General features: G+C 67.1%; 15 protein-coding genes. All 15 read right to left on the reverse strand.

Features of this window, described 5'->3' with window-relative positions; all coding sequences use genetic code 11:
- Window positions 1-6 precede the first annotated feature (6 nt).
- On the reverse strand, window positions 7-1698 hold the full coding sequence (gene tagH, locus ACSFCA_RS33010; protein WP_435462439.1) for a type VI secretion system-associated FHA domain protein TagH: 1692 nt from the start codon (window positions 1696-1698) through the stop codon (window positions 7-9).
- An 88-nt stretch (window positions 1699-1786) separates the two neighbouring features.
- Window positions 1787-3040: a TIGR02270 family protein gene (locus tag ACSFCA_RS33015; protein ID WP_435462438.1), complete on the reverse strand. Its 1254-nt coding sequence runs from the start codon at window positions 3038-3040 to the stop codon at window positions 1787-1789.
- Window positions 3041-3052: 12 nt separating this feature from the next.
- Window positions 3053-3589: a hypothetical protein gene (locus ACSFCA_RS33020; protein ID WP_435462437.1), complete on the reverse strand. Its 537-nt coding sequence runs from the start codon at window positions 3587-3589 to the stop codon at window positions 3053-3055.
- Window positions 3590-3596: 7 nt separating this feature from the next.
- Entirely contained in the window at window positions 3597-4388 is a 792-nt protein-coding gene (locus ACSFCA_RS33025; RefSeq protein ID WP_435462436.1) for a DUF4150 domain-containing protein, read from the reverse strand.
- Between the two features lie 3 nt (window positions 4389-4391).
- A complete protein-coding gene (locus ACSFCA_RS33030; RefSeq protein WP_435462435.1) occupies window positions 4392-5315 on the reverse strand; it encodes a hypothetical protein in 924 nt (307 codons plus the stop codon).
- 143 nt (window positions 5316-5458) lie between these two features.
- Entirely contained in the window at window positions 5459-6472 is a 1014-nt protein-coding gene (locus tag ACSFCA_RS33035) for a DUF2169 family type VI secretion system accessory protein (protein WP_435462434.1), read from the reverse strand.
- Between the two features lie 25 nt (window positions 6473-6497).
- Complete coding sequence (locus ACSFCA_RS33040; RefSeq protein WP_435462433.1) at window positions 6498-6974, reverse strand: DUF6484 domain-containing protein; 477 nt, start codon at window positions 6972-6974, stop codon at window positions 6498-6500.
- Between the two features lie 3 nt (window positions 6975-6977).
- The gene (locus ACSFCA_RS33045; protein WP_435462432.1) at window positions 6978-9323 is read right to left on the reverse strand and encodes a type VI secretion system Vgr family protein; all 2346 of its coding nucleotides are present in this window, start codon (window positions 9321-9323) and stop codon (window positions 6978-6980) included.
- Between the two features lie 73 nt (window positions 9324-9396).
- Window positions 9397-9792 carry a DUF4150 domain-containing protein gene (locus ACSFCA_RS33050; RefSeq protein ID WP_093058752.1) on the reverse strand — a complete coding sequence of 132 codons (396 nt, stop codon included), beginning with the start codon at window positions 9790-9792 and terminating at the stop codon, window positions 9397-9399.
- A gap of 21 nt (window positions 9793-9813) precedes the next feature.
- Complete coding sequence (locus ACSFCA_RS33055; RefSeq protein ID WP_435462431.1) at window positions 9814-10428, reverse strand: DUF3540 domain-containing protein; 615 nt, start codon at window positions 10426-10428, stop codon at window positions 9814-9816.
- Window positions 10429-10478: 50 nt separating this feature from the next.
- Complete coding sequence (locus ACSFCA_RS33060) at window positions 10479-11531, reverse strand: pentapeptide repeat-containing protein (RefSeq protein WP_435462430.1); 1053 nt, start codon at window positions 11529-11531, stop codon at window positions 10479-10481.
- Entirely contained in the window at window positions 11528-14125 is a 2598-nt protein-coding gene (locus ACSFCA_RS33065) for a DUF2169 family type VI secretion system accessory protein (RefSeq protein ID WP_435462429.1), read from the reverse strand. The genes ACSFCA_RS33060 and ACSFCA_RS33065 overlap by 4 nt, the downstream gene beginning before the upstream one ends.
- Before the next feature lie 12 nt (window positions 14126-14137).
- Window positions 14138-16945, reverse strand: a complete 2808-nt coding sequence (locus ACSFCA_RS33070) for a type VI secretion system Vgr family protein (RefSeq protein ID WP_435462428.1) — start codon at window positions 16943-16945, stop codon at window positions 14138-14140.
- A 324-nt stretch (window positions 16946-17269) separates the two neighbouring features.
- Complete coding sequence (tssH, locus tag ACSFCA_RS33075) at window positions 17270-19984, reverse strand: type VI secretion system ATPase TssH (protein WP_435462427.1); 2715 nt, start codon at window positions 19982-19984, stop codon at window positions 17270-17272.
- Window positions 19981-21033 carry a type VI secretion system baseplate subunit TssG gene (gene tssG, locus ACSFCA_RS33080; RefSeq protein WP_435462426.1) on the reverse strand — a complete coding sequence of 351 codons (1053 nt, stop codon included), beginning with the start codon at window positions 21031-21033 and terminating at the stop codon, window positions 19981-19983. Before tssG ends, tssH begins: the two co-directional genes overlap by 4 nt.
- Window positions 21034-21041 lie beyond the last annotated feature (8 nt).

The raw sequence follows: 21041 nt of genomic DNA on the forward strand, positions 1-21041 counted from the left end.
TTTTCTTCAGGCGTCGGACTTCAGGCGCGCCATCTGCTCTTCGTAGGCCTCGAGGAAAGCCTTGCCGAAGAGGCTGTGGAAGTCGTCCTCCGCCTCGCTCGCGATGCCGCCGTAGAGCGACACGAACTGATCCCAGAGCTTGGCCTTGCGGTTGGCGCTGAAGAGCGCGTCGAGCGCCGACTTGGCACTGATCTTCTTCTCCAGCTCCGCCGGCTCGAAGCGCCCGATGACGTGGGCCAGCGCCGCGCGCATGCCCACCATCACGCCGAATTGATGCGCGCGCAGGTCGTTGAAGGCGTCGCGCATCGCGGCCTCTGGCGGCATGAAGCCGCGCACGCCGGGCCCCAGCAGATGGGCCAGCGCCACCTCGACAGTAGGCGAGAACTTCAGCGGATTGTTGGCCTGCGCCGCGATCATCGTGACCTCGGCGCGCACCTCGCGCTTGAACTCCTGGCGCGTGAGCAGCAGCTGCAGCGTGCCCTCGGTGGCGCTGCGCAGCATCGAGCCAATGCGCTCCATCAGGCCCGGCGTGAGCATCTCGGGCGGCTGGTGCGTGCTGGCCAGGCCGCGCAGGAAGGCAGCGAGCAGCTCGTCGTCGGTGGCGATGCGCTCGGGCGGCGACGTTGCCGCAGTGCGCCTGGCTGGCGGCGCGGGCGCGATGTCGATGGGCGGCGGCAGCGACTCGACGGGCCTGCCGGAACTCTCGGGTCCGCTGATGCGTATCGGCTGGCCGGTGATGTCGTCGAACTGCGCCAGCGGTTGCACGGGCGCCGGTGCAGCCACCGGAGGCGGTGCGGGTGGCGGCGACGGTGGTGGCGGCTCGATGGCCTTCGGCGGCGTGAAGCCGAACTGGTCGATCGGCAGATGGTCCGAGCGCGGCGTGGGCGTACGCGGCGCCGCGTGCTGCAGCGCGGCCAGTGGATCGGCTTCGGAAGCGGTGTTGGGCTGCAGCAGTGGATCGGCCAGCGGCGACAGCGCGAGCGGATCGCCGCCGATGCCACCTCCGCCACCCATGCCGCCGAACAGCTCGTCGATGCCCGCGGCCTTGCCATGCGCGGGCGGCGCGCCGAGGTCGGAGAAATCGTCGAGCGCGCCAAGACCGGCCGCTGGCGTCGACGACGGCGTGGGTCCGAGCAGGTTCGCGAAAGGATCGATCTGCGCGGCCTGCACGTTGCGCGAGCCGCTTTCCATCGGGTCGGGGAACAGCAGCGAATCGGGCAGTGCCGCGGCAGGGGTCGGGGCAGGCGCCGCGGCTGGTGCAGCCGGCGGCGCGAGGCCGGCCAGCAGGTCGGCGAAGGGGTCGTCGCTCGAAGGTGCGGCTGGCGCGGCCATGGCAGCCCCTCCAAGCACCGTGTTCGGGATGGCCAACGACGGCGGCGCGACGGCGGCAGTCACGCGCACCGTGAGCTCGAAGCTGCCTACCACCAGCCGCGCGCCATCGGTCAGCGCGGCCTCTTTACCCGAGCCCAACGACACGCCGTTGCACTGCATAGGGTTGCTGCCCCGGTCGATGACGAAGTACTGCCCGTCGCGGCACAGCACCTGCGCATGCACGCGCGAGACGGTACGGTCCGGGTCGTCCAGCACCAGCGTGTTGGTGTCGGCCCGGCCGATGGTTCCGCCATTGGGTCCGAAGTCCGCGGCAATGGCCTGCCCCGCCGGAGCGCCTTGCCGGGTGATGACAGCGATATGGATCATGAATCGGCCCCCGAAGGCTCTGTGCCTGAATGCGCCCGAACAAACTCGCAAGGAGTATTCATTCCGTAGAGCATGTTGGCAATCTCGCCTAAAGAGGTATGCCGTCGCCGAGCCAGCGCTGCTGCCGCCACGCCGGCGCGCTGGTTGCGAACAGCGGCGCGCGCGCATCGAGCAGCGCAAGGTGCAGCGCCGCTGCCACGCGCTGGCGCTGGAAGCCCTGGCGCAGTACGCCCGTACAGCTGTCGGGCGAGACCGGCTGCCCCATGAAGAGCCGCACACCAAGGGCAAAGCGCGCGCCGTTCTGCTGCCACCACGCGCGGATCTTGTCGACATCGGGCCAAGGCAAGGCGATGTCCTCGGGCAGCTCGACGTTGTCGTCGTCGGGGTCGTCGGTCGGCCCATCCTCGAAGCCGTCGGGCGGCGGAACTTCCATCTGCGCGAGGTTGAAGTCAACGCCCGTGATGGTGACGAAGGCTTCGGCCGCGATGCGCGCCGTGGCCGGCTGCGCCATCTGCTCGATGAGCCAGGGCACGTAACGCGCGTCACCGATGAAGCCCGAGCCGATGATGCGCAGGCGCTGCGCCTCGGGCAGCGCGGCGCTGTCGAGCAGCAGCGCGTGGCCCGGTGCGAGCTCCATCGCCTGCAGCGCGAGCTGGAACGCGCGCGGCTGGCGCGGCCCGCTCTTCAGCGCAAAGGTTGAGAGCGCATCGAGCGCCTGCGCCCGGTCGCCGAGCAGCACCGCCGCCCACGCAGCCCAGAAACGCAGCTCGGGCTTGGCCTCGCCGAGCAGCGATTGGGCCTGCGGCAACAGGTCGGCACGGCCCAACTCGCCGGCCGCGCGCAGCGCGCGGATGCGCACGCTGTCTGGCGCACTCGCGAGCAGTTGCCCGAGCAGCGAACCTGCGTCGCGCCGATGCAGCGCGCAGGCTGCCACGCCGAGCTTCTGCCGCAGCGGAGAGGTGTCTTCGAGCAAAGCCCTGACGCGGCCGCCGAGATACTTCGGCTCGACCCAGCCCAGCGCGGAGATCAGGCCGGGCACGACCTCGGGCAGGTCCTTGGCGCGCTCGACCAAGTCGTCGAAGCGGCCATCGACCGCCTCCATGGCGAGCACGGCGGCGACGAAGAAGTCTTCGGGGCCTTCGTTGTCGGTGAGCGCCAGTGCGTGTTGCCAGCCTTCGTCACCGGCAACGCGCAGGCCGTCGATGTGGGCCGCGAGGCGTTCGTCGAGGTCGGCGAATTGCTGGGGCGAGTAGTTGGGGGCGTGGACTGCGCTGGCGCGTTGGAGCCAGAGGAAGGAGGCTTCGTCCACGTGTTCCTGCACCATCTCCGACAACGCCGCCATGATTACGCCCTCCTACGGCAATTGCGAACGTATGACCAGCCAGTCCCGCACGCGCGGAATCTCTGACAGCAACTGCGGATCGAGCAACTCGAAGGGACCGAGCTGGTTCTTGATGCCTCGCAACTCGCGAATGACCGCGATGTCCTGCGTTCGCCATGTCAAGGCCAGTGCGCTCGCTTCGGTGATCGACAGCGTCAAGTCCTCTTCGAACTGGCTTGCGAGCGTGTGAATGTCGAGGACCGGGTCGCCGGGCTCCGCGCCTAACTTGCGGATCAGCCACGCGCGCATGAACATCACCGAGAGGCGACCGGAGCGGGTCGCCGAATCGCCCATGATGCAGCCCCAATGCGCATAGAGACGAATAGCGAGTGCCGCCCAATCAAGATCGACCTCAGCTCTTGCCTGCTGCGCTGCGGCTTCGGCTAACCCATGCCAGTGCACCGTCTCGTCGAACGTGGGGCCGCTGCCTTGCGCATCGAACCATGCGCCAAGCTCCAGAGGGCCTTTGGCCAGAAGCATCTGCAAGGTTGGAATGGGGATAGATGTCATAGATGTCTCAACGGAAGAGGATGCCAAACGCTTCGAACGCGACCTTTCCTGCCGCAATGGCCGCCGCCGACTGGGCGGCGGTCGCGCCGAATAGGAAGTGCCCGCTCCAGGCAGTGATCTCGATGCCGATCGCCGTAGAACCCGAAACGACCACCGTGGCTTCCCCCGCTGCAATCACCGGCGCGCCGGCGCTGATCACGGCGTGCGAAATCTCGACGCCGTCGACCACGGCAGGCACGACTTTCAGGCCGCCCTCCGTCACCGCCCATTTGATCGTGCCTTCGTTGGCGATTCTCGCAAACTGCTTGCCGGTGGGGTCCATCGGTTTCACGCCCAGCTCCTCGGCGTCGGCCATCTCGGCTTCGAGGGTTTCGGGTTTCTGGTTGACGAACGGCTGCTTCAATCCACTCAGGTTTGCCGCGTTCTCGGCGTTGTGGAACATCTTGTCCGTCAGGCGGGCAACGCTCTTGCCGTCCATCTTGACGTCAAACGAATAGAGGATCCATGTGGCCTCTTTCATGAAGGTACTGGACTTCACGCCACCTGTGACGCCAGCGTTGTCTCCATTGGAAAGCGTGAATTTGGACCCCCTGTTCGCCGCCATCGCCTTGTCGCCCTTGACCGTGGTGGTCCCATCGGACAGCGTGATCGAGTTCGCGATGTTGGGGTAGGGAACCGGCACGGGTCCACCAGGACTTGGAGTCTTGCACACGTCGGGCAGAGTCGCGTTGGTAATTCCAGTGCTGAACTTGTGCACCAGCGAGAGATTCGTGCCGTTGACCTTGATCGTGACGGGCATGGCTCAACCTCGATGCGGATCGCTGCCGCGTACCAGGGCCGCCCCGCGCTCGCCCGATTCGGAGCTCGCCCACACCAGCGACAGCGCTCCTTTTGCGTAGCGCTTGCGGTGAGCGACGGCCGCCAGCGCGATGTACAGCAGCGCACTCGCGGCGCCCACGTCGCCCCAGCAATCCGCCGGTGCCACGAACTCGCTGGCCGCACGAAAGCACGCCCCCGTTCGCAGCGTGGTGAAGCCGTACTCATCGGCCCGATAGGGTTCGCCGTTCAGGTCGCAAAAGACGTTGTCGATGCACTCGCCGGGCGCCAATGCCTGCAGTGCGGCACGAAACGCCTGCGTCAGGCCTTCGCCGATGCACACGTCCCTCGTCTTGATGAGGCTGCGCTCCCGGCCGATGCCCACCCCGCCAATCTCTGCCAGTGGAGAAAGTCCATGGCGCCGCGTGAACGCCGACGAGCCCACAAGCACAGTGCCCGCGGCCTCGCCGGGAATGAAGCCCCAGGCATTGTTGAGCGGACCGCCGCCATGGAGTTGTTCGCAGGCTTCCACCCACGCCAGCGTTTCGGGCGCTAGGTAGGAATCGACACCGCAGAGTAAGCAGACATCGAACGCGCCGGCCGCAAAGCCGCGCCCAGCAGCATCCAGCGCCAGGTGCCCCGCCGCGTGACCGACTTCGAAGGTCTGTGCCGCCTCGAACACCGACGGGTAGCGACGTTGCATGCAATCCAGCAGCGCGTCGGCCAAGTCTGGCGGTCTCCCTGGGCGTGGCGCAGGCAAAGCCAGCACAAGACCGAGGCGCGGGGATGCCCCTCCGAGGGCCAGGCCCGCACCCGCCAAGGCTTCGTCAACGGCAGGCATCAGCAAGGAGACATAGCGGCTGATCGCGTCCATGCCGGCGGGAATCCACGGCGCGCGCGCAACACGCATCGGCTCTCCTGCCGTGTCGGCCAAGAAAGAGTGCTCGCCGAATCCGCACAGGCCAGCACGCACCGCGGCCGCGCTGGCCCATGCGTTCAGGCCGACCGGCGTACAGGCACCGAGACCGAGGACTTGGCTGGAGGTGTGTCCCATCATGGAACCTCGACGATGCATGTTCTGAGCAGCCGGTGAACCTCCGCGTGGCAATGCAGCGCGCTGTGCCACACCATGGAAAGACGGGATTCGTCTGGCTCCAAGATCACAGTGTGCAGATTCGCGGGCCCGTGCCGCACACGCCCACCGTCCGAAAAAGAAGTCTCGAAGCCAAGGACCACCGTCGGTAATTCAAAGCACAGTTGCTCAGCATGCGGCGACAGGTGAATCAACATCGCGAGCTCGCCACCCACAAGGAAATCGGGCGCCTGCTGATCCTGGGGCGCGCACTGATAGTGCCGGTCGTCGAAGTCCCGCGGCAGCAGGGGCAGTTGGTCCTGCCTCCACGCGTCGTCATAGGTGCCGGCCAACGCGACGCGCGGCTGCCAGTGGTTGCAAAGCGGTGCGAAGCACGCGGGCTGCGGTCGGTCGCTCCAGGCCGTGACGCACTGGTCGGGGTATTCGATATTGGGCAGGCGCAGACCTTCGATGTGCGAAGCATCCAATGCGAACCCCGTGCCGGCCGGATTGCGTACGTCCCACCGCGGTGCCGAGCTGTCGCGCGTACCCGGATCGATACCACCATAGGCCCGCTCATAGACCATCGGCATCGCGGTGAAGGGCCTCGGCAGCGAGGGTGAATCGCCAAGCCATACCCGGTCGCCCGTCACTCGCAGCCGCTTGGTCACGGGCCCGATGCGAAGGCCGACATCGAGCGCGCTCACTGCCTCGCCCCGAGGCGCATACGCGTGACCGTTCAGCACCACGTCGGTAGTTAGCTTGGTGCGCACCAAGTCCATGTCGTATTTCAGGCTCAGCGCCAAACCAGCGGCTGGATTCGTGAATTCCGGCGCCTGCGAGACGGGTGGTTGAACCGCCGCGATCGCCATCTCGCCGCCAGGCCCGATGTCGAAGCTGCACTTGACCGCGACGACCCAGATCTCCGCGCCGTCGAGGTCGCGCACCCAGGTGCGTTCAGCGGCATAGGGCGTGCGGTTTTCGAGTTGCCACATAGAGGAGACTTTCGATCGGCGCATGTCAGTTGATGCCGACGTACGCGCCCTTCATCCGGTTCGCACCGCGCGAACGCGAAAGAACATAGTTGCCGTTGATGAGCACCTTGCCCGCGCTCGTCAGCACGATGCTGGCATCGCCGCAACGCAGCTCGATGCGCTCGCTCGCCTCCAGCAGGACGTGCCGTCCGTCCACCCGGACATCGGTCGTCGGAATTCGTGGCTCGCCATGTGGCGCCTGCAGCCGCCCCACGATCACTGGCCGCCGCAGGTCTCCCTTTTCGAAGGCAACCACGACGGCCGCACCGGCCTCGGCACTGTCAAAGCCGACGGTCGACAATGCCTGCACTGGCGGCGTCGCTGCGCTGAGCGACACCAGGAACCGCCCCTCGCCGTCGAAACCCGCGAAAGCGGCCAACGCCACGCCCTCACCCGACAATTTCGACCAGGCCGCGACACCTGCGAGGACAGCGCGCGCGTTCTGGAGATCGTTGTCTTCCATGGGTCAGTCCTCCCCTAAGTTTGCGCCCTTGATCTTGATGGAGCCACCCGCCTTGAACGATGCGCTGCCATCAGCCTTGATGGTGATCTTGGCTCCCTTGATGGTGATGCCACCCGCATTCATGACGATCTTGCTGCCGCCAGCCTTGAGCATGATGGTTGGTGCCTCGACCACGCAGAGCGCGCCGGCCTTGACCTTGATTGGACCCTTGGCGGTTTCGCTGATCGCGGCCGCCGAGAGCTTGTGCGGTCCGACGACCGTCACGGAGTGAAGCGCGCCGACAGTGAGTTTCTGGACGCCGCCCACTGTCACCATGCGAGCTCCACCGACCGTCACCGTCTGCACGCCGCCTACGGTGACCGCTTCGCCCGCACCCACGGTATGCATGCGCCCCGCGCCCACGGTGTGCGCCTCGGCCACCGAGATGGTGGTGGTCTGCATGCCATTGACGGTGTGACTGCGCCCGCCGTTCACGGTCACGGTCTCGCCGCCGTTCACGGTCTCGGTGCGGTGGCCGGTGATGACGATGGTCTCGGTGCCGCCCACAGTCTCGCTTCGGTTGGAGCCTATCGACACGGTCTGGTCGACGCCCACGTGCTGCTTCTGGTTGTTGCCCACGCTCTCCGAGTCATCCACGTCGATGGTGTCGGTGCGGCTGTTGTGCACGGTGGTTGTCTGGTTGTTCTCGACCGTGGTGTTCATGTCGTACTGGCCGTGGATGGTCACCTTCTCCTTGCCGGCGGTGTCGTCCATCGAAAGCTCGTTGTAGCCCTTGCCCTTGTGCGTGTTCGACTTGATGCCGCTCACCACGGCGCCGGCCGGCAAGCCGAAGGGCGCCATCGATTCGCCGTTGTAGAAGCGCCCGACGATGATGGGCTGGTCGGGGTCGCCATCCAGAAAATCGACGATCACTTCCTGGCCGATGCGCGGAATGCTGATCGCGCCCCAGCTCTTGCCGGCCCAGGGATGCGACACGCGCACCCAGCATGAGCTGTTCTCGTCGTTCTTGCCGTAGCGGTCCCAGTGGAACTGCACCTTCACGCGGCCGTGCTCCTCGGTCCAGATCTGCTCGCCGCTGCGGCCGGTGACGATGGCGCTCTGCGGGCCGGGCATGGTGACGCGCGGCGTCAGGCGTGGCGGGCGCCAGGGCGTGTTCAGCGGAATCACCGTGAGCAGAAAGCTGCTGCTCGCGCGCTGGCCGGTGCTCAGCGCCGGCGTCTCTGCGATCAGGTCGCCCACCAGTTCGCCCAGCCCGGTGTTGACGGGGTCGTCGGCCAGCGCGTCGTGCAGCACGACGTCGATCGAACGCCGGCTCTCGGGAAAGTTCGCGCCCTCGTAGCCGGGGTGGCTCGCGACGAAGGTGCAGGCCGCGATCAGGTAATCGCCGTCGCGCTTGCCATCGGGGTCGCCCTTGAACGCGAAGCTGCGCCCGGCCGTCACGTCGGGCCAGCTGGTCAATGCCCAATGGCGCTGCCGCCGGCCGATGAGTTCGTCAAGCCGCAGCTGCGCAAGGTTGTCGGTGTCGTCGCCCGACTGATAGCCGCCCGGGAACTCGAACACTTCGAGGTCCGACAGCTCGTGCGTGTCGGGATCACCCTTGTCGGCGCGCAGCTGCTTGCTGATGACCTTGAAGTCGCGGTCGCGCGACGCGAACTTGCCCGATTCGAACTGGCGCGAGCTGATCCAGCGCGTGATCTCGTTGAAGCGCCCTTCCGACGCACCGCGCTCTGCATGGTTCAGCGTGTCGGCAACGGGCAGTTTCTCGTGCGCCAGCGTGCTGCTGTCCGACAGGTACAGGGTACCGGGCGCGTCGTGCGCGTCGAACCAGTAGTAGATGCCCTCTTCTTCCAGAAGGCGCGAGAGAAACTGGTAGTCGCTCTCCCGGTATTGCACGCAGTACACGTGGGGCTCATGGGGGCCGACCACGCCGCCCGCCTTGAGCTTCTTGAGGCTGCCGATGGGGCTGTCGTCGAGCACGGCATCGATCACGCCCAACACCGGCTTGTTCTGCAGGATGCGCGCGTTGACGCGCTTGCTCAGCAGCCAGAACCACGAGCGCAGGCTGATGCGGTATTCGAGGAAGCGCCCACTCTGTGCCACGCGCGTGAAGCGCACGGCATGCCCCTGGCAGTGCCGCTTGTGGATGTCGCCGTCGGCATCGGCGAACTCGATCACCACGTCGAAGGAGCGGCCCAGCACGTCCGCTGCATCGATGCTTTCGTTGTCGGTCAGCACGGTGAGTTCGTAGGCCGACGGGCGCGCAAGCACCTCGTGGCCCACGATGCGCCAGAACATGAGCTTGTCGACTACGGGCGAATCGCCCTGGATGCTGAACTTGTGATCGGCCATGCTTCCCGTCCCTTTTTTTGCGTTCCCCTCCCTCGCGAGCCGCACCGCCGTGCGGCCGCGCAGCTACCTCCGCCTACGGCGCCAGCAACAGCACCAGCGGCTGGCTCGGCACCGTGCGCACACCAGGGCAATTCGTGCTGTTCTGCAGCGACGTGCTGGTGAGCCGCGACGCGGGCATGCCCATCCACAGTACCGTGAAGGCGCCGGTGAGATGGCGGCTCGGCCCCATCACCGTGCCCGAGGCCACGCCCAGCATCACGCCCGGGTTGTCGCCGTTGGTCATGGGAATGGTGGTGCCGAGGTTGTGCGCCGGCCCGCCCATGATGAGGATCGTGGGGCAGTTCGGAATCGCCATCGGCCCCATCGCGATGTTCGGATACGGCACCGGAATGGGCGACGGCGCGGCGGGCGTGATGCAGACATCGGGAAAGCCCATGTCGGTGCCCATCAGCTGGCAGTTGGCGAACATTTCCTGTTCTCCCTTTTCGCTTCAGCCGAAGTGGATCTGCGCGCCGCGCGCCTTGATGAGCTCGCGGCCGTTGACCAGCGTGTGCTCGCCTTCGAGCCGCAGCAGCTGTTTCGCCTCGCACTCCAGGTGCGTTGCCGCCACGCGGTCGATGCCGTCGGTGGTGCGCAGGTAGTGCTTGCTGAAATGCTGCACACGGTCCATTACCGAAGACAGCACCGAGCCGACCAGCTTGATGCCGGTGCCCACCACGGTGAGCTGGCGGCCGACGACGTCGGCGGTGTCGGTGGCCAGGCGCGTGCGCTGGGTGGCCACGTCGAGCTCTCCGGCCGCGAGTTCGAGCCGGCCGCCTTCCACGGCGATGCGCATGTTGTTGCCTTCGCAGCTGACGACGTTGGCGGTGCCTTCTTCGCGCTGCAACACGGCCATGACCCAGACCTCGTCGGGCGCGATGCGCAGGCAGGCAACGCTGTCGCCGGCCGCCGGTTCGAGCAGGCAGCTCGCCGCGCGCCGCGTGCGAAGCCGCAGACCGCCGCTGTCGACGACGAGCGCCCCGACCTCGTCGAGGCCGAGCACGCCGACGCACCACTGGCCGGTGATGGCCTGGGCGGGCGCTGGTTTCAGGCTGCTTGTCTTCATGGTGTGTTCCTCCGTTACGTGCTTCGATGTGGTGTGGCTGCGATGTGGCGTCATGCGACCAACGGCTGCCAGCGCTCGGATTTCTCCAGCTCAGGGTCGCTCTCGATGGCGCGTGCGCGGTCGGTCATCTGCGCGTCTTCCGTATTGGCGCCATGCAGCACGGTGCGCATCAGCGTGGCGTGGCGCAGGTCGGCGGTGCCCAGGTCGGCATGGCGGAAATCGGCATAGGTGAGTTCGGCACCCGTGAAGTTGGCGCCGCGCAGCTTGGCGCCCGCGAAGTGCGTCTGGTACAGGTCGCAGCCCGAGAAGTTGGCCTGCGGCAGCACGGCCCCGGTGAACAGCGCCTGCCTCAGCTTCGCGCCCGAGAAGTCGCACCCCGTGCCGCTCGCCTCGCAGAAGATCGACGAGGGCGCCACCGCCTTCGCGAATTTCGCGCCGTCGAGCCGTGCACCCTGGAAGTTGCACTGCCGCAGCACGATGCCGCTGAAGTCCGCGCCGCCCAGGTCGGTAAACGAGAACTGGCAGCCCTCCAGCTCCAGCCCCGCGAACGACATGCCCTTCAGCGAAGTCTTGAAGAACACGTTGCGCAGCATGCGCGCGCCGGTCCACGTGAGGTGCGACAGGTCGCACTCGTTCACCGTGGTGTAGTGCCAGCTGGTGTCGTCGGCGCACACGTCCAGCAGCACCGACTGGCTGAACACCGCCGAGTCGAGCTGCGCGCCGCGCAGCACCGCATGGTCGAGCCGGCACTTCGCGACGGTGGCCATGGTGAGCACGGTGCCGGCCAGCTGCGCGTGCGTCAGGTCGCATTCGGTGAACACCGCGCCGTGCAGGTTGGCCTCGCGCAGGTCGACGTGGTCGAGCAGGCAGCGATTGAACACGGCCTTGCGCAGGTTCGCACCCGAGACGAGCGCGCCGCGCAGGTCGCACTGGTCGAACACGGTCTCGCGAAGGTCTGCTGCGCGCAGGTCGGCTTCGGCAAGGTTGACTTTGGAGAACACGCCACCGCCCAACGGCAGTTTCGCGAACTGGCCCTTGCGCAGGTCGAGCCCTTCCAGCGTCTCTCCGACGCCAACGGCAATGGCGAGCAGTTGGGGTGTCATGCTGCTGCCTGCTGCTCAGGGGTGAGCCGGGGCCAGGTGCGCGCACGCTGGAGCAACGCGCCGTCGAAGCTGGTCGAGCCGTCGAGCCGCACGCGGCTCAGGTCGGCACCGAAGAGGTTGCTGCGCCGCAGGTCGGCGCCGCGCAGGTCGGCCGACTGGAACACCGCGTCGCTGAAGTTCACGCCCGACAGCAGCGCGCCAGTGCACACGGCTTTGCGCATCAGCACGCCCTTGGCGCTGGCCAGCCGCAGGTCGGCCCCGTCGAGCCGCGCATCACAGAGGTTGGCGCCGTCGAGCATGGCGCGCACCAGTTTCGCGCCGCGCAGGTCGGACGCGCCGAAGTTGAAGTTGCGCAGGTCGGCCACGCCCATCTCGGCATCGGCGAGGCTGGTGCCCTTCACCGCCACGGCGCCGGCGCACTTCGCGCCCATGAGCCGGGCCGCGTCGAGCTTGCAGGTGACGAAGGTGGCGGCTGCGAGTGTGGCGTCGTGCATGTCCACGCCCGTGAGGTCGCACTCGATGAAGTTGCAGGCCGACAGGTCGGCCTCGGGCCAGCGCATGCCCTTCAGGTCGAGCTTGTGAAAGACCTGGCCCGCGAGCAGTGCACCGGTCCAGTCCGCCTCGCCCCAGGTGGTGTCGAGCAGCTGGGCTTTCGTAAAGTTGGCGCGCCGCATCTGCGTGCCGCCGAAGGCGCAGTGCATGAGCATGGCCTGCGAGAAATCGCTGCCGTCGAACACGCCGCGCGCGAGCCGCGCCTTGCCGAGGTTGGCCTCGCGAAAGCTGGCACCGATGGCAATGGCGCCTTCGAGGTTCGCATGCGCGAGCACGGCCCCCGCGAAAGTGGCGCCCGAGAGGTTGGCATTGCTGAAGTTGACGCTCTCCAGCCATGCGCCTTCGAAGTTCACCTCACGCAGGTCGAGGCCCGAGAAGTCGGCGCCCGTGAAGTCGGCGCGCGAAAACAGCTTGATGCCGGCCGCGATGGCACGCGTCATTTCCGCACGCAATGCCGCTGCCGCATCGGCCGGCATCGCAAAGGCCGGCGGCTGCACATGGGCGGACTGCAGGTAGCCCTTGCGCTGCACTTCCTCGAGTTCGCAGAGCTTGGGGAACATCGGCGTCAGGTCGACCTTGCGGGTGCTGCCTGCCGCCTGCGCCTGCATCTCGGCCAGATGCTTCTCGGCGTGGTAGAGCGGCGGCCCGCGGTGCTGCACCTTGGCGAGGTCGATGCGGTGCTGCTCCGCCGCTTCCAGTGCCTTCTCAAGCACGGTCACGGCGTCTTCGACGGCAGCCCAGCCCTGCGCGTTGGCCTCCTTCATCTTCTTCTCGATGTAGGGGGGCAGCTCGTCGCCCACAGGCACCTTCTCGCGCGGCGGCATCTTGATGCCGAGCGCGTCGGGGTCCTTGCCCATTTCCACGGCCTTGTCGCGCGCGAACTCGACGTCCATCTCGGCCCGGCGGTACTGCGCCTCGCCCTGCAGGCCGTCCATGCCGAACGGCGCCTTGGCGGCTTCCACGTCGGGATCGAGCGTGCCGATGCCTTCGGGCAGCAGGTCGCTGTCGATGATGGCGTAGACGGGGCCCATCTTCGGGTCTGCGCGCTTCGCGGCGGCCTCAAGGTAATGCGCGTCGCTGCGCGGCTCGCCGGTGCGCTCTACCGCGCCCATCAGGCTGGCCACGTCGGAGCCGTCGTCGGTGCCGACCTCGGCCAGCCCCTGGAAGATCGCGATGCAGCGCTCAGCGTGCGGGAAGAACCACACGGTGGTCAGCCGCAGCGGCACCTCACGCACCTTGGGCTCGCTGCTGCCGGCAATCCTGTAGCCGACGAACACGCGCGCGCGCAGGCCCGGCAGGCGGCCTTCGATGCGCGGCTTTTGCGGGTGCATGTTGTCGAAGGCGAAAGGCTCGTCGCCGGCGAGCGGCGCGGCCATCCACTGGTCGGGAGGCGCGAGGTTGAAGTAGCGCCAGTCGGTGTCGGGCGCAAAGCCCGGCGCATGCAGCTTCAGGTAGTCGGCGTCGTAGGTGCCGCGGTACTGCGCGCGCTGCGGATGCATCAGGTCAAGCGCGCCGAAGCCGGCCGGCGCAATGGCCTGGTCGGGCCGCAGCAGCCGGTCTTGCGGCAACTCGGTGTTCGGCAGCCACAGGACGCCGTCACGCGCCTGCCGGCCCCGGCCTTGCGGGTTCTGCGCGAAATCGGCGCCGCCGTATGCGGCAGCCCAGTCGAGCGGCAACGACTCGAAGGACTGCGGCGCGGTGGCGCGCGTACCCTCCCAGTGCCGCTCGCCGAAGACGAGCAACGTCTTCTCGCACGCGCCGAAGCGCGCGCGCACCGCGCAGGCATCGGGTCGGTCGGCCGGCGCGAAGGCCTTGCCGTGCACCAGGAACTCGGGCGTGAGCTTGGCAACGCCTTCGTCGATCAGCGGCTGCGCCATTTCCTTCGCAAGAAAGGACCACATCGACTGCTCGGCCCACAGCGTGCCGCGCTCGCCCTGCGCGAACGGCAGGTGCAGGTACGCGCTGACGCTGAGTCCGAACCGCTTGCGGAACTCGATGGGCCGCGTCGAGAGGCCGAGCGCCTGGGGCTTGAGGACTTGCATTCGGCGCCCCGGCTAGTCGTCTTCGGGCTCGCGCTCTGCGGGCGGCCGGGCCGAGCCGTCGGGCTCGACGGCGTTGTTGACCTTGCCGAGATCGGCGGTGCCGCTGGGGTCGCTGGTAAAGACCTCCGCGATCGGCAGCCCCAGCCCCATGATCGGCACCAGCCCGAGGATGGCGTCGAAGCGCCGGTTGCTGGCCTTGCCCGCCAGCGACCGCAGCCGGTCTTCCAGGCTGTGCAGGCCTTCTGCATGCGCGTCGTCGGCGGCCTTGCCCAGTGCCGTTGCCGCATCGGCGTACTGCTTGAGCGTGGCGCCGATGTCGACGTAGGCCGAGGCAGCGCCCGCCACGGCGGCCAGGCCGCCGGCCACCGCGGCTGCCCCGGCGCCCGCGCCACCAGCGCCCGGCGTGAAGGTGTGCAGCGCCGATTGCTTGACATCCATCGCTACCGCCGCGATGTCGGGTGCCGCGCAGTTGGTCAGCTTCACGCCCGCCGTGTTCTCGATGTTCACGCCAAGCACGTTGGCCATGGCCAGCGCCAGCGCGTTCTCGATGCTCATGCCGATGAAGGTCGAGCGGGTCACGCCCATGTTGGCTTCGCTGTTGGTGCCGATGTAGCCGCTCGAATTGGAGCCCAGCACCGTGGTGTTCGAGCCGATGGAGGTGGCGTTGATGTCGCCCACCGCCATCATCTCGATCTTGGTGTTGCTTATCAGCTTGATCTTGTCCGCCATCAGCCCCAGCGGGCCGCTGGGCACGGTGATGTACTTGGAGTTGGAGCCCGTCACCAACCAGTCGATGTGGGCGGCCTCGAAGCTCATCTTCGCAGCCTTGTAGGTGACGTTGCCGCTGACGGTGATGGTCTGGTTGCCGGTGACGTTGCGGGTTTCGCCGGCGCGCGAGGTGTCGGTGCGCGCGCCGGTCACGTCGCTCAGGCTGGTGCCCGTGACCATGGTCTTGTCGTCGCTGTCGATGAAGGTGGTGCGAGTGCCAACCACCTGGTTGTTCTGCTTTCCCTTGACCGTGTTCTTCTGGTCGACCACCACCATGTTGGTGTCGTTGCGCGTGACGGTGCTCTTGCGGTCGCGGTCTACCAGGCTGGTCTGGTCGCGCTTGACGGTGACGGTCTGGTCGCGGTCGATGGTGGTCGAGTCGTCGCGCTCCACGCTGCGGCTCATGTCGAGCTCGGCGTGGATGTTGATGTTCTCCTCGCCCTTCTTGTCCTCGAACATGATCTCGTTGTAGTTCGCTGGACCGCCGCCGGGCGTGGAGCGGGTCTTGAAGCCGCTCTGCGTGGGCGACTTGTACGGGATGGGCTGCTCGTCGTTGTAGACGCGCCCGACGATGATCGGCCGGTCGGGGTCGCCGTTGAGAAAGTCGACGATCACCTCCTGCCCGATGCGCGGAATGAAGTAGCCGCCCCAGCCCTTGCCGCCCCAGGGCTGCGACACGCGCACCCAGCAGGTCGACTTCTCGTTGCTCTCGTCGTAGCGGTCCCAGTGAAAGTGCACCTTCACGCGGCCGTGGTCGTCCACGTGCAGCTCGTCGCCCTTGGGGCCGACCACGATGGCGGTCTGCGGACCGGGCATGGTCACCCGCGGCGTGAGGCGCGGCGCGCGGAACAGGCGATCGGCCGGCATCACGGTGAGCAGGAAGATGCTGTTGCCGGTCTGCGCGGCGGCCAGCGCGGGTGTGGCGGCGATGATCTCCTCGAGCACAGGCAGCGTGTCGGCGTTCACCGCGTCGTCGCGCAGCACGTCGGCCAGCGCGTTGTGCACGGGACGCGCCGCGGCGCTGGCGCTCACGCCCTCGTAGCCGCGGTGGCTGGCGACGAAGGTGCAGGCGGCAATGACGTAGTCGCCGTTGCGCGTACCGTCGGGGTCGCCCTCGTACTTGAAGCCGCGCCCGGCGGTGACGTCGGGCCACGGCGTCACCGCCCAGTGGCGGTCGCGGCGCGCGTTGAGTTCATCGCCGCGCAGCTTGGCGCGGGTCTCGGCTTCGTCGCCGGTGAAGTAGCCGCCCGGAAACTCGAACAGCTCCAGGTTGGCCAGTTCGTGGTCGTCCGAGGCGTCGATGTCTGCACCCAGCTTTTTCTTGATGGCCTTGAAGTCGCTGTCGCGCGAGGCATGCTTTCCGGTGTCGAACTGGCGCCCGCTGACCCAGCGCGAGATTTCGTTGAAGCGCGGCTCGGCGGCGTTGGTGGCCATGTGGCGCAGGGTGTCAGCGGCGGGCAGCTTGTCGTGCGCCATGTCGCTGGCATCCGAAAGGTGCATGGTGCCGGGGGCGTCATGCGCGTCGAACCAGTAGTAGATGCCTTCGTCTTCGAGCAGGCGCGAGAGAAACTGGTAGTCGCTTTCCTGGTGCTGCACGCAGTAGCGGCGCGGGTTGTGCGTGCCGACGACGTTGTCGGCCTTGGTCTTCTTGAAGCGCTTGATGGGGCTGTCCTCGAACACGGCGTCGAGCACTTCGAGAACTTTCTTTTCTTGCAGGATGCGGGAGTTGGCGCGCTTGGTGAGCAGCCAGAACCATGAGCGCAGGGTGATGCGATATTCGTAGTGCCGCCCCATGTGGCCGGCGCGCACGAAGCGCACCGCGTGGCCCTGGCAGTGGCGCTCGTGCGTGCCGCCGTCGGCGTCCTGGAACTCGATGACCACGTCGAAGGCATGTCCGAGGATGTCCTTGGCTTCGATGGCCTTGTTCTGCGAGATCACCGTAAGCTCGTAGGCCGACGGACGCGCAAGCGCCTCGTGGCCGACGATGCGCCAGAACATCAGGTCGTCCTTCGCGGGTGAATCGCTTTCTATGCGGAACTCGTGGTCGGCCATTTTCTTTTTTCTCAGTTGGGTCGTTCGAGGTGTTCTTGTTCAGGGCGCGTGCACAGGACACCGGGTACTCCCCTCCGCGAATGTCCCCCGCCTTCGGCTCCTCCTTTATTTCGCTGCGGGGAGCACCCGATGCCCTGTGCACGGTGAGCGCCGCGCTTGTGCCGGTCGTTCAACCACTGCGCTGAACGATCACGCCGATGGGGTGCCTTGCGCAGCGAAATAAAGGAGGAGGCCGCAGGCCGGGGGACATTCGCGGAGCAAGGTACCCCGTCGGCGTGATCGCGCCCCGAACCAACGCAGCAAATAAAAGAGCAAGGCGACATCTCAGTCGAACGCGTAGGTGAAGTCCGCATCCTTCACGTCGAGCGCCACCCGGCGGATCTCCCCACCGGAAGCCAGACGCTGCAGATACTCGACAGAAATCGTAGGCAGCACAGTGTTGGTAAGGATCGCGTCGATCACGCGCCCACCCGACTCCGGGTCCTGGCACCGCGCGACGACCTGTTCCACTACCGCTTCGCTGTACTCGAAGGGCACGCCGTGATTGGTCTCGACGCGCTTCTTGATGCGCCCCAGCTGCAGCCGCACGATCTTCTTCATCATCTCGGGCGACAGCGGGTAATAGGGAATGGTGACGATGCGGCCCAGCAGCGCGGGCGGGAACACCTTCATCAGCGGCGCCTTCAGCGCATCGGCCAGTGCATTGGAGTCGGGCAGCAGCTCGGGGTCGCGGCACATGCTCATCACCAGCTCGCTGCCGGCGTTGGTGGTCAGCAGGATGATCGTGTTCTTAAAGTCGATCATGCGACCCTCGCCGTCTTCCATCCAGCCCTTGTCGAACACCTGGAAGAAGATCTCGTGCACGTCGGGGTGGGCTTTTTCCACTTCGTCGAGCAGCACCACGCTGTAGGGGCGGCGGCGCACGGCCTCTGTCAGGATGCCGCCCTCGCCGTACCCCACGTAGCCCGGAGGCGCGCCCTTGAGCGTGGAGACGGTGTGCGCCTCCTGGAACTCGCTCATGTTGATGGTGATGATGTTCTGCTCGCCGCCATACAGCGCCTCGGCCAGCGCAAGCGCGGTCTCGGTCTTGCCCACGCCGGAGGTGCCGCAGAGCATGAACACGCCAATGGGCTTTTGCGGGTTGTCGAGCCGCGCGCGTGATGTCTGGATGCGGCGCGCGATCATTTCCAGCCCGTGCTTCTGGCCGATGACGCGCAGGTTGAGCGTGTCGGCAAGCTTGAGCACCGCCTCCACTTCGTTCTTCACCATGCGGCCGACGGGAATGCCGGTCCAGTCCGCGACGACCGAGGCCACGGCCTGTTCGTCGACCGAAGGCAGGATGAGCGGCGACTCGCCCTGCACCGCGTGGATCCTGGCCTGCAGCTCGTGCAGCTCGGCGAGCAGCGCTGCACGGTCGTGCGCGGGCTCTGCCGCGGCGGCTGGTGCCGCGTCGGTGGCGGTGGCCGCCGCAGGCGTATCCACCGGCTTGTTGCCCGCGCGCAGCTTGCTGCGCAATTCAAGCAGCCGGTCGACCAGCCCCTTTTCTTCCTGCCAGCGCGCATTCAGCGCATCGAGCTGCACCTTCGACTCAGCCAGCAGCGCTGTGACCTGCGCTGCGCGCTTGGTCACGTCGATGCCGATGGCTTCTTCGCGGCCGATGATTTCCTGCTCGACCGTGAGCCCTTCGATGCGGCGCATGCAGTCTTCCACCTCGGGCGGCGTCGCGTGCTGCGACACGGCCACGCGTGCGCAGGCCGTGTCGAGCAGGCTCACGGCCTTGTCGGGCAACTGGCGCGCGGGAATGTAGCGGTGCGACAGCTTCACGGCCGCTTCGATGGCCTCGTCGAGCAGTTGCACGCGGTGGTGCTTCTCCAGCACGCTGGCCACGCCACGCAGCATCAGGATCGCCTTGGTCTCGTCGGGCTCGGGCACCTGCACCACCTGAAAGCGTCGGGTGAGCGCCGGGTCTTTCTCGATGTACTTCTTGTACTCGGCCCAGGTGGTGGCACCGATGGTGCGCAAGTTGCCGCGCGCCAAAGCCGGCTTCAGCAGGTTGGCCGCGTCGCCCGTGCCTGCCGCGCCGCCCGCACCCACCAGCGTGTGGATCTCGTCGATGAACAGGATGATGGGCGTGGGCGAGCTCTGCACCTCGTCGATCACCTGGCGCAGGCGCTGCTCGAACTCGCCCTTCATGCTCGCGCCGGCCTGCAGCAGGCCGATGTCGAGCGTGAGCAGCTTCACGTCTTTCAGTTGCGGTGGCACGTCGCCGCGTGCGAGGCGCTGCGCAAAACCCTCGACCACGGCCGTCTTGCCAACGCCAGCCTCGCCGGTGAGCAGCGGATTGTTCTGGCGGCGGCGCATGAGGATGTCGACGATCTGGCGGATCTCTTCGTCGCGGCCCGTGACCGGGTCCATCTCGCCCTTCTTCGCCTTCTCGGTGAGGTCGACCGCGAACTTCTTCAGCGCGTCGCCCTTGCCCATGGCGGCCGGCGCCATCGCGCCCGAGTCTTCACCTGGTGCGCCGCTGCCCATGCCGGTGCCGTCCTGCGCGCGCATCTGCGCTTCGGGCGAGGCATCGCAGATTTTTGCGAAGTTGTCGGCCAGGTCTTCGACCTTGACCTTCTCGAACTGCTTCGACAAGCCGAACAGCGGGTTGCGCAGGCTCTGCGTCTTCAGCATGCCGACCAGCAGGTAGCCGGTGCGCACCTGCGCTTCGCCGAACTGCAGGGTGGCATAGGTCCATGCGCGCTCGATGGCGTTCTCTATGTGCGGAGAAAAGTCGCTGATGGCAGTGGCGCCGCGCGGCAGGCGGTCGAGCGCGGTGGTCATGTCTTTCGCGATGACCGATACGTCGAGCCCGTAGTGCTGGATCACGCGGTGCAGGTCGGAGTCCTGCGCCTGCAGCAGCTGGGCGAACCAGTGCTCCAGCTCCACGTACGGATTGCCCCGCATCTTGCAGAACACGGTGGCGCCTTCGATGGCCTTGTAGGCCAGCGAGTTGAGTTTGCCGAAAAGGGCGGTGCGGCTGATTTCACTCATGAGGGACTCCGTATCTCTTCTGAACGAATGAAGATGGGTTTGTTGAAAGACTGATTGCCGATGCGCACGTCCGCTGCATCGCGCGAACGCTTGCGCTGCCCGAGCCACGACACCCAGCCCAGGCGCGGTGCATTGCCCTTCGCGTCGCCAAGGCGCGTGAGCGGAACCTGTGCTTTCTCGAGCACCAGCTCGGCGTCCCACTCGAGCTCGTCGCCGAGCAGTTGCTGCATCCAGCGCTGCAGCACGGGGCGCGCATTGCCGATGGGGAGAAACATGCGGTACTGCTCCAGCTTGAGCGGGCCCAGGTGCAGGCGCACGCGGTGCTGGCGGTCCCAGGCGCGGGTGCCGAGCATGGCGCCCATGCCCATCGAGCGCGAGCTCTCGCCCTGCCCCAGCCGCGTGAGCTCTGCTACCGGTAGGCTCATCCAGTGGCCAACCCAGCGCTCCAGCTTCACGGGCACGCCGAAGTAGCTGCACAGCACCGACTCCACGCTCTCCACGTTGTGCACGCGGCGCGCGAGCCAGCCCGAGAAATGCAGACGCGCGTCGTCATGGATCTCGTCGCGGTCCACACGGCCCGGCGTGCCGATGCCGACCAGCGCACCGACCTGCAGGCGGAAGCGGTCTTCGCCCGGCCGGTCGAGCGCCACGGCCGGCCGCGACTGCGCCCACGCGCGATAGAAGTGCAGCGAGAAGCGGTGCGAAAAGCTGTCGAGAAAGGCCAGCCACGTCGGGTCGCCATGGTTCAGGCTGCGCTCGCGGATGAAGTCGCTCAGGTGCACCGGCAGCGGGCCGTTGGGGCCGATGTAGCTGAAGAAGTGCTGGCGCAGGCGCGGCGGCGAATAGGCGGTGGCGGGCTCGAAGCGGCTGAAGCTCGCGGGTGCGAACGAGAGCGATGGCTCCTGCCCCACGCGCACCGGCTCGGCGCTCGGCAGCAGCGCGCGGCCCCAGCGCGGCGTGGTCTTGGCGACGGACTCCAGCCGGCGCATCACCGCGAAGTAATCGAACGACCACGGCTCCGCGGACCACCCGCGTAGCGCGTTGTCCACCCGCGTGC

This window comes from Variovorax multivorans (genome assembly GCF_051216835.1).
Lineage (GTDB): Bacteria > Pseudomonadota > Gammaproteobacteria > Burkholderiales > Burkholderiaceae_C > Variovorax.

Bases quoted from the DNA above. Each gene is read 5' to 3' on its own strand.
- ACSFCA_RS33050 (WP_093058752.1), bottom strand. From the start codon at position 9,792: ATGTTCGCCAACTGCCAGCTGATGGGCACCGACATGGGCTTTCCCGAT.
- ACSFCA_RS33045 (WP_435462432.1), bottom strand. From the start codon at position 9,323: ATGGCCGATCACAAGTTCAGCATCCAGGGCGATTCGCCCGTAGTCGAC.
- ACSFCA_RS33035 (WP_435462434.1), bottom strand. From the start codon at position 6,472: ATGTGGCAACTCGAAAACCGCACGCCCTATGCCGCTGAACGCACCTGG.
- ACSFCA_RS33040 (WP_435462433.1), bottom strand. From the start codon at position 6,974: ATGGAAGACAACGATCTCCAGAACGCGCGCGCTGTCCTCGCAGGTGTC.
- tagH (WP_435462439.1), bottom strand. From the start codon at position 1,698: ATGATCCATATCGCTGTCATCACCCGGCAAGGCGCTCCGGCGGGGCAG.
- ACSFCA_RS33070 (WP_435462428.1), bottom strand. From the start codon at position 16,945: ATGGCCGACCACGAGTTCCGCATAGAAAGCGATTCACCCGCGAAGGAC.
- ACSFCA_RS33030 (WP_435462435.1), bottom strand. From the start codon at position 5,315: ATGCGTGTTGCGCGCGCGCCGTGGATTCCCGCCGGCATGGACGCGATC.
- ACSFCA_RS33055 (WP_435462431.1), bottom strand. From the start codon at position 10,428: ATGAAGACAAGCAGCCTGAAACCAGCGCCCGCCCAGGCCATCACCGGC.
- ACSFCA_RS33065 (WP_435462429.1), bottom strand. From the start codon at position 14,125: ATGCAAGTCCTCAAGCCCCAGGCGCTCGGCCTCTCGACGCGGCCCATC.
- tssH (WP_435462427.1), bottom strand. From the start codon at position 19,984: ATGAGTGAAATCAGCCGCACCGCCCTTTTCGGCAAACTCAACTCGCTG.
- ACSFCA_RS33015 (WP_435462438.1), bottom strand. From the start codon at position 3,040: ATGGCGGCGTTGTCGGAGATGGTGCAGGAACACGTGGACGAAGCCTCC.
- ACSFCA_RS33020 (WP_435462437.1), bottom strand. From the start codon at position 3,589: ATGACATCTATCCCCATTCCAACCTTGCAGATGCTTCTGGCCAAAGGC.
- ACSFCA_RS33060 (WP_435462430.1), bottom strand. From the start codon at position 11,531: ATGACACCCCAACTGCTCGCCATTGCCGTTGGCGTCGGAGAGACGCTG.
- ACSFCA_RS33025 (WP_435462436.1), bottom strand. From the start codon at position 4,388: ATGCCCGTCACGATCAAGGTCAACGGCACGAATCTCTCGCTGGTGCAC.